Annotated in this window: 8 protein-coding genes; 2 read left to right on the forward strand and 6 right to left on the reverse strand. The window is 62.5% G+C overall.

Features of this window, described 5'->3' with window-relative positions:
- The 3 genes from VLJ37_06315 to VLJ37_06325 form a co-directional block, all read right to left on the reverse strand.
- Window positions 1-342, reverse strand: a 342-nt coding sequence (locus VLJ37_06315; protein HSA59283.1) for a hypothetical protein, incomplete at its 3' end; no start/stop codon positions are given.
- A complete protein-coding gene (locus VLJ37_06320; GenBank protein ID HSA59284.1) occupies window positions 339-2,039 on the reverse strand; it encodes a DUF2723 domain-containing protein in 1,701 nt (566 codons plus the stop codon). The genes VLJ37_06315 and VLJ37_06320, both read right to left, overlap by 4 nt.
- Window positions 2,040-2,058: 19 nt before the next feature.
- The gene (locus tag VLJ37_06325) at window positions 2,059-3,057 is read right to left on the reverse strand and encodes an isocitrate dehydrogenase (NAD(+)) (protein HSA59285.1); all 999 of its coding nucleotides are present in this window, start codon (window positions 3,055-3,057) and stop codon (window positions 2,059-2,061) included.
- A gap of 169 nt (window positions 3,058-3,226) precedes the next feature.
- On the opposite strand from VLJ37_06325, the gene VLJ37_06330 reads away from it, so the two are divergent.
- Window positions 3,227-3,583 carry a hypothetical protein gene (locus VLJ37_06330; GenBank protein ID HSA59286.1) on the forward strand — a complete coding sequence of 119 codons (357 nt, stop codon included), beginning with the start codon at window positions 3,227-3,229 and terminating at the stop codon, window positions 3,581-3,583.
- A gap of 12 nt (window positions 3,584-3,595) precedes the next feature.
- On the opposite strand, the gene VLJ37_06335 is transcribed toward VLJ37_06330, so the two are convergent.
- The 3 genes from VLJ37_06335 to VLJ37_06345 are packed head-to-tail and all read right to left on the reverse strand — an operon-like array spanning window position 3,596 to window position 5,688.
- Entirely contained in the window at window positions 3,596-4,546 is a 951-nt protein-coding gene (locus VLJ37_06335) for a M48 family metallopeptidase (GenBank protein ID HSA59287.1), read from the reverse strand.
- Window positions 4,546-5,100 (reverse strand): LemA family protein, encoded by a 555-nt coding sequence (locus VLJ37_06340; GenBank protein ID HSA59288.1) that lies wholly within the window; start codon window positions 5,098-5,100, stop codon window positions 4,546-4,548. The genes VLJ37_06335 and VLJ37_06340 overlap by 1 nt, the downstream gene beginning before the upstream one ends.
- A gap of 9 nt (window positions 5,101-5,109) precedes the next feature.
- Window positions 5,110-5,688, reverse strand: a complete 579-nt coding sequence (locus VLJ37_06345) for an NADH-quinone oxidoreductase subunit I (GenBank protein ID HSA59289.1) — start codon at window positions 5,686-5,688, stop codon at window positions 5,110-5,112.
- A 196-nt stretch (window positions 5,689-5,884) separates the two neighbouring features.
- On the opposite strand from VLJ37_06345, the gene VLJ37_06350 reads away from it, so the two are divergent.
- Window positions 5,885-7,402, forward strand: a 1,518-nt coding sequence (locus VLJ37_06350) for a hypothetical protein (GenBank protein ID HSA59290.1), incomplete at its 3' end; no start/stop codon positions are given.

Raw genomic sequence — 7,402 nt, forward strand, 5'->3', positions numbered from 1 at the left:
CGCCACCGACTCCCGGCCCGCCCCCGTGTCCTCGAGGTAGGCGGCCATGTCCGCCCGGAACGCGCCCCGATAGCCGATCTCCCTAAAGTACTTGGCGGTGCCGTAGGTCTGCCGGTGATCCGGATAGTGGATGAACGTCCACGCCCCCCGCCTCTCGTTCCAGAATTGCTTGTAGCCAAGGTTGTAAAAGGCCCCGACGCCCAAGACCGCGCAGAGGCCCAGGATGCCGAAAAACAGCCGGCGGCGGGCTGGAAAACGGCCATACCGCTCGCAAAGAAGGACGGCGGCCGCGACCGCGGCCACGGCGCACCGCACCAGGGGGACGTGGCGAGGGTCGATCATCTCGGCCCCGTCTCCGGCTCAGGCCGGCGCACCACGTGATAGATGAAATAGGGCCGGTCGGGAAAGAGCACCACCCGGTTGAGCTCGTAGACGGGAAAGGTCCTTTCCAACTCCTCCACGGACAGCCGGGCGACCGTGGACGGCGACACCGGCTTAGCGAGCGATAGGCCCGCCAGACGGGAATAAAGCTGATCCAGCATGGGCCGCTCCGGCCAATAAGGGGAGGAAACGTACACGTCGCCGCCCCGCTGGAGGTCCGCGAGAAGCTCTTGCGCCGCCGCCCTCGGGATGGAGTCGCTGTTCGGGGCCGGCCCGACGATCATGTGCTGCCGGATGTCCGTGCGGACCTTGAGGACGTCCCGGTAATAAAGGGCGAGCGGATAGTATCCCTTGCCGTCGTCGTCGTAGAGAATCGCGCCCTGAGGCAGGATCTCGAACATGCGCCGCGCGAAGCGTTCCACGTCGTCGTAATGCCTCTTGTTTGGATTGGCGAAATAGCGCGCGGGATCCCAAATGTTGGAGACGTATTCGAAATACCGGAAATAGTTGCGCCAAAAGCCGGGGCCGGCGGCCCAGGAGGGAATCTTCGCGTAAAGGACGGGCCCCGCCAGCAGCGTGGGGAGGAGAACCAGAAGCGCCGCGCGCGTTATGCGCGACCGCCGCCACAGATCATCGAAGCCCACGATCACGGCGAATCCGAAGAGGACCCAGACAGGCAACCCGAAGGCGTACATGTCCCAGATCATGTAGTTGGAGGACCAGACCGCCTGGGCGGCGAGGCCCGCGAGAAAAAAGACAAAGGTCGCGCGGAAGGCCCGGGTCCGGGCGAAGGCCGCGAGTCCCACCCATCCGCCGAGGAAGGCCACGGACGGATAATTCATGAGCAGGAGAAAGAGGTAGTTGAGCCGCCACCGCCATTTCTGGGCGGACGACATGAACGACGGAAACATGTAACGGCGGAATTGCGCCCCGGTCGTGTCATTGACCATGGCCTGGAGGACGTTCCAATACCCCTTCGCCGAGAAGACCTTCGGGGCGCGGTGGTGAAACTCACGGACGAAGATGACGAGGTAGGGGGAGAATCCCAGCAGAAAGAAAAAGGCGAGCGCCGCGAGCGTCCGCGGGTTCAGCAACCGGCGTCTTTCCGCAGAGACCAAAAGGATCGCCGGAAAGGCGAAGACGAAGAGCCCCATCAGGACGTGGTTGGAGCAGCCCAGACCCCAGACGAAAACGGCCCCGTAGAGCCGGCGCTTCGAGCCCGTCTCCTCATAGGAGGCGACGAGGTAGAGGAAGATGGCCAGGAGGGCGGTGTTCAGCGTGTAGACCTCGAGGATCGTCGAATGCCACCAGAGGGAGTGCCCGAACATGACGGCGATCGCGCCGGCGGCGGAGGCCACGGCGTTCTTCGTGACGGTCATCCCCGCCAGAAAGAGGAAGGTGACGGTCACCGCCCCGAAGACGGCGCAGAGAAAATTCAACCGCACGTGGAACTCGCCGAACGGAAAAATGGTCGTCCAAAGCCTTCCGAGAAGGTGAAAGAGGTTGTGGGTGTTGACCCAGACGCTCAGCTTGAGGGCGTAGACGTTGCCGGCGATCATGGGTCCGTCCACCCAGTTCGGCCACCGGCAGACGGTGGCGCCGTAGAAAACGAGCGGGACGAGCCAGAAGAGACGGATGAACCACGCGCGGACGTTCATAGGATTTTGGTCAGGCCGTTCAGAGGGCTTGGGCCACGGCCCATGCGAACTCCATCGTCGACGCCGATCCCCCCAGGTCCGCCGTCAGGACCTTCCCCTTCTTGACCACGCCCGCGACGGCGGCCCGGACCTTCTGCGCCGCGGCCTTTTCGCCCAGGTGATCGAGCATCATCGCGCCGGAGAGGATCAACGCCATGGGATTGGCCTTGTTCTTGCCCGCGATGTCCGGGGCCGTCCCGTGCACCGCCTCGAAGATCGCGCCTTTCTCGCCGATGTTGCCGGCGGGAACGACGCCCAGGCCGCCAACTAAACCCGCCGCCAGGTCGGAGACGATGTCGCCGTAGAGATTTTCCAGGAGAAGGATGTCGAACTGGTGGGGCTTCAAGACCAGCTGCATGCAGGCGTTGTCGACGATCATTTCCGTGTACTCGATATCGCGATATTTTTTGGAGACCCGCCGGGCGCAATCCAGGAAAAGACCGTCGGAGAGCTTCATGATATTGGCCTTGTGGATGGCCGTAATCTTCTTGCGGCCGTTGGCCCTGGCGTACCGGAAGGCAAACTCCGCGATGCGGAGCGACGCTTTCTTGGTGATCACCTTGATCGACTCCACGACCCCCGGCGCCACCACATGCTCGATGCCCGAGTAGAGGTCTTCGGTGTTTTCGCGGAGGATCACCAGGTCAATGTCCTTGAACTGGCTCTTCACGCCCACGATCGACTTCGCGGGGCGGACGTTCGCGTAGAGGTTGAAGCGCTTCCGGAGCATGACGTTGACGCTCGCAAACCCCGTCGCAATGGGCGTGGCCAGCGGTCCCTTCAGCGCGACCCTGTTCTTGAGGATCGACCGGACGGTCTTTTGCGGAAGCGGCGTATTGTCCTTCTCGATCGCCTTCTGTCCGGCCAGGACCTCCTCCCAGACGATCTTCACGCCGGTCGCCTCCAGGACCTCGCGGGTGGCCTGGGTGATTTCGGGACCGATCCCGTCGCCGGGGATGAGCGAAACGCGGTGGGGCACGTTTCTTGTATAACAGACAAGTCCCCGGCATCAAAATGAGAAACTGCCCGCCAAACCGGGATAAAAATCACCCACTCCCTCGGGCTAACCCCTCGAAAATCAAGAACAACGAATCTTGGCACGCTGGCACGCGCGTTGCTCCTTTTAGAAACTTGCCTTGAGAGGGCGTATGCGTTTTCCGCTCTTCCTCTTCATTTTCCTTTTGTCGGTTTCCGCTTGGTCCTCGGAAGAAACGGCCGACGCCCCCGAGACCCTCGATCAATGCCTGGCCCAGCTGGTATCCGGCGATTTTGTCGTCACCGACAGCCGCAAGGACCACAGGCCCCTGCCCCACGTCACCCGGAGACTGGCCAAGTCGATCCAGGAGATCATCGAAAGGCAGGTCGGAACGGAGCGCTTCGACCGGCGTCGCCAGGAGGTCTTGAAATGCGTGATCGACGGCCGTTGCGGCATCAGCGAAACGTCGGAAGACATCCTCGACAACTGCTTCTTCGCGGTCCATCCGGACGCCGAGGTGGCGGAATAAGGAAGTACGGATCTAGGTCGGAAGCTTCGCCATCTCCTTCAAAAGCCGAACTCTCAGAGCAATGGGCGGATGCGTGTCGAACCATCCCGCCTTTTCGGAAACCGCGTTGCCCGCCGCCTGGGCCTTGACGTCCTTCGCGGCCTTGAGGGGATTGATGATGAAGAGGTGCTGGGTCCCGCGGTTGGCGATGTCCAGCTCGTCCGGGTCCGCGGCGATCTTGAGGAGGGCGTTCGCGAGCGCCCCGGGGTTGCGCGTGAGCTCCGCGCCCGTGTTGTCCGCCAGGAGCTCGCGCCTCCGGGACATCGAGAATTGGATGATCTTGGCGACGATGGGCGCCAGAATTGCCAACACGACGGCGGCGATCACGAAGATCAACTGGGCCTGACCGCCGCCCTTCGAATCCGATCTCCGGGATCCGCGCAGGGACCTCCAGAACATGTCGCACAAGAGCGCGATCGATCCGACCATCACGGCCATGAGGATCGAAAACCGGCTGTCGAAGTTCTTGATGTGCCCCATCTCGTGCCCGATGACGGCCTGCAGCTCCTCGCGGTTCAACTGCTCCATGAGGCCGGTCGTCGCCGCGATCATCGCCTTGTCCGGTCTCATCCCGGCGGCGAATGCGTTCGAGGCGGGGGTGTTGATCAAAAAAACGCGTGGCATGGGGAGTCCCGCCGCGATCGCCATCTCCTCCACCACGTTGAAGAGGACGGGATTGTCCCTTTTCTCGATCTCGCGCCCTCCCATGGACAGCATGACGAGACGCGAGCCGGCCCAGTAGCTGACCGCGAGATAGAGCGACGCCGCGCCGACGGCGATGACGATGCCGGAGACGGGTGCCTCGTAGACGTTGCCGAAGACGAAGCCCAGAACGGTGAGGAGCAGAAAGGCGGAGATCATCAGGAGGACGGAGTTCCGTTTGTTGCGGGCGATCTGGTCGTAGAGGTGTTCGGGGGGTTGCACTAAAATTGAACCTTGACCGCCTTGCGCTCCTCCGGCGCCTCGACCTCGAACAATTGAGCCGCCTCGAACTTGAAGATGCCGGCGATGATGTTTTTCGGAAAACTCTGGATCAGCGTGTTGAACCGGTTCACCGTGTCGTTGTAGAATTGGCGGGCGAAGGAGATCTTGTTCTCCGTCGAGGTCAGCTCCTCCTGCAATCCCAAAAAGTTTTGGTTGGCCTTCAGGTCCGGATAGCTTTCGGAGAGGGCGAAGAGCGACTTCAAGGTGCCTTGCAGCACGTTCTCCGCCTGCCCCACCTCCTTGGGGGTCGCGGCCGTCATGGCCACGTTCCGGGCCTTGATGACGTTCTCGAGGGTCTCGCGCTCGTGCTTGGCGTAACCCTTCACCGTCTCGACCAGGTTCGGGATCAGGTCATAGCGGCGTTTCAACTGCACGTCGATCTGGCTCCAGGCGTTCTTCACCTGGTTCCTCCAGGCGACGAGGCCGTTGTAGGCCATGATGACCCACAGAATGAAGAGGACGGGAATCGCTAATAAGACGAGAGAGACGATCATGGTTTCCCCCTACTTTGTTAAATACGGCCGTTTTGAAGGATCCTCCGCCACCTGATACGGGTCCGGCGCGATCGAAAGCGGGCTCATGCCCTCCGGATGGTTGTGGAGGAGGTACTCCTTGTCTAATATGAATTCCTCGCGCGTGAATCCCGCCATGTCGATCTTCTTGGTGTCCATGCGGATCGCGTCGCAGGGGCAGGCCTCGACGCACAGCCCGCAGAAGACGCAGCGGAGGAGGTTGATGTTGTACACGGCCGCATACTTTTCGCGCTTGGGGTCCGGGTGCTCGGCCGCGACGATCTCGATGCAGTCCGCGGGACACGCCGTCGCGCACAACATGCAGGCCGTGCAGCGCACCGAGCCGTCGTCCCTCTGCATCAGCCGGTGCTCGGCGCGGTAACCGTCCGGGATCGGTTTCAACTGATCGGGGTATTCGAAGGTCTTGATCCTCTCCAAGCCCAGCATGTGTTTCAGGAGATGCTTGATCGTCGTCGCGAGCCCGCGCACGACTTCCACGGCATAGACCTTCTCCAAAAACGTGCGCGGCCTTCGCGGAACGACCTTCACCTTGAGTGCGAACGTATCCATTCTCAAAAACTTCTCACGCGGAGGAGGCGAAGTCAATTTTCAATCCTTCGCAAGAATCCAAGCGTATCGACTCCTAGGAAACACGCGCCGGGGGCCAGATACCGCGCAATGTTTATCGACCCGGCGAAGATAATCTAATCAGCAACGCGCAGTCGTTTTGAAAAAAATTTAACGGATTTTTTTAGGAGGGTTCGTCATGAGCATCACCATCACCGTCGGCAATCAGAAGCCCGTTCAGATCGAGGACAAGGGCGCGGAAGGGGTCATTGACACGCCGGAGGACGCGACAGCGGCGCTGACCGTGCTTGGAAACGACGAGAAGCTGACCGCCAACGGCAAGGAATACACGCGCGACGAGCTCGTGAAGATCCGCGACGACGCCCCGAAGTCCGAAGCCGGCGATCAAGCGACCGCCCGCGGCGAGGGAGTCTCACATGGCGTGTTCGTGCAGGGGGCCGGTTCCGGCGGTTTCGACAAGGACGCCGATCCGGCGGACCCGGAGAGCCGGAGCCACAAAGGACATAACGGCGGACGGGTGCGCGTCGGCTACCAAGCCGGCATTCCCGTCATGAACGGGGAGCATCAGTTGAACGTGGACCTTCGCGCGGGATTGGAAGTGGGCCATGCCGGGACGGAGTACGAAACGCCCGGCGGAGAGACCGCGACCTCCTCCTACACCTATGGCGGACCGTCTTTGAGTGCGGCCCTCCGTTACGTCACTCCCTCGCCCTTCTATGCAAGCATCGGCATCCTCGCCACGATCGCCGGATTCGGATCGGAGGACGGCACGACCGTTTCTCTGCCTTCGAGCTGCACGCCGGGAGATTTTGCCCGAGGCGAATGCGAGCCGGGCGCCGGTCCGCGCTCGGCCCCCGGTGGATCGGACGGCCTCTACAGGCCGCGCACCGGGAGTTCCCGCCCGACGGACGGCGTCTTGGTCTACGCCGGAGTGCCTGTGACGGCGGGCGCTGAGGTCGCGAGCGGCGAATGGGGCAATGTCGGGGTCGCCGGTGTCTTCGAACCCGGCTACACACGTCTGGTCCCTTCCGACGGCGACGGGACGGGCTTCCTGAGCCTCTCCGGCGGCGGCGAAGTGATCGTCAACGTCGGCGGAGGCGCCGCCCGTGCCGCGGCTGTAACGGAAGACAAGGACGCCGACGGCGTGGCCGACACCGACGACGAGTGCCCCTCGGAGGCCGGTCCGGCCGACAACAAGGGTTGCCCCATGGAAAAGCTGGAGGGCGTCGAGACGATCGGCGTCGTCAGCGCCCAGGCGCCTGACGGCGCCGGACAGCAGTTCCTCGTCAAACTCGACCCGCCCCGGAACGGCACCATCACCAAGGCGGAGATCGTCGGCAAGGACAAGACCTACGGCGCCGACGTGGACCCCACCAAGCTCAGCCAGACCGGAGAGCTCACGGTCACGCCGAAGGAAAAACTTCCGGCCGGCAAGTACACCTTCCGCTTCGAGCTGGAGGAAAACGGCGAGAAGAAGGTCGGCCAGGCGGCGTTCGAGGTGAAGGACATCGCGGTTTTGGACGTCAAGATCACACCGGACCCGGCGAACGCGCCCGCCGAAAAGACGGCCTCGGAGGTGAGCTTCGGGGTCGTCACCAACAAGGCGATCACGATCGCCCCGAGATTCGTCCTCCAGGGACAGACGGCCGGACTTCAGAAAAACTATTACCCCGACCCCAAGGCCTACGAGGTGGAC

The sequence above is a fragment of the bacterium genome (genome assembly GCA_035454885.1).
In the GTDB taxonomy this organism is placed as follows: Bacteria; UBA10199; UBA10199; order JACPAL01.

Coding starts and splice junctions, on each gene's coding strand:
- VLJ37_06330 (HSA59286.1), top strand. CDS start 3,227: ATGCGTTTTCCGCTCTTCCTCTTCATTTTCCTTTTGTCGGTTTCCGCT.
- VLJ37_06320 (HSA59284.1), bottom strand. CDS start 2,039: ATGAACGTCCGCGCGTGGTTCATCCGTCTCTTCTGGCTCGTCCCGCTC.
- VLJ37_06340 (HSA59288.1), bottom strand. CDS start 5,100: ATGATCGTCTCTCTCGTCTTATTAGCGATTCCCGTCCTCTTCATTCTG.
- VLJ37_06345 (HSA59289.1), bottom strand. CDS start 5,688: ATGGATACGTTCGCACTCAAGGTGAAGGTCGTTCCGCGAAGGCCGCGC.